Raw genomic sequence first — 429 nt, forward strand, 5'->3', positions numbered from 1 at the left:
CCGAAGTTAAGGCTGTTTGGTAAGAGATTTTGGCTCTGAACTGGGGTTTTATTGGTTTTCTGGTTTGTGTTTGTGGCTACGCGGGGATGGTTAGGGGGATGGTGGCTCCGATGAGGTCGAAGGCGCGGCGTTGCTCGGGGGTTGGGTCGGCGAGTTTGTCTATCTCGATGTCGGTGTCGAGGTAGCGGATCTTATCGCGGGTAAGGGTTTTGAGGTGCTTGAGCAGGCCAGCGAAGCTGCGGAGCGGGTTGCCCTGGGCGTCGTGTTTGTGGGCGGCTTTAGTGTCAGCATCGGTGCTGCGTTGGGCAGGTGCTACGGGATTTTCCCGGGCTGGTGGTTTTTCATCGGTGAAGGTCAATGAGGCCCAGGCTTTGCGGAGATGCCACACCAGGTAGCGGGCCAGCATACAGATCAATAGATGGGCTTTAA

Annotated in this window: 1 pseudogene; it reads right to left on the reverse strand. The window is 56.6% G+C overall.

The annotated features are described in order from the left end of the window. Positions 1-76: 76 nt before the first annotated feature. A pseudogene (locus tag CDN38_RS27925) lies at positions 77-429 on the reverse strand (IS1634 family transposase); the annotation flags it as partial.

It is taken from the genome of Mycobacterium ostraviense (genome assembly GCF_002705925.1).
GTDB classification, from domain to species: domain Bacteria; phylum Actinomycetota; class Actinomycetes; order Mycobacteriales; family Mycobacteriaceae; genus Mycobacterium; species Mycobacterium ostraviense.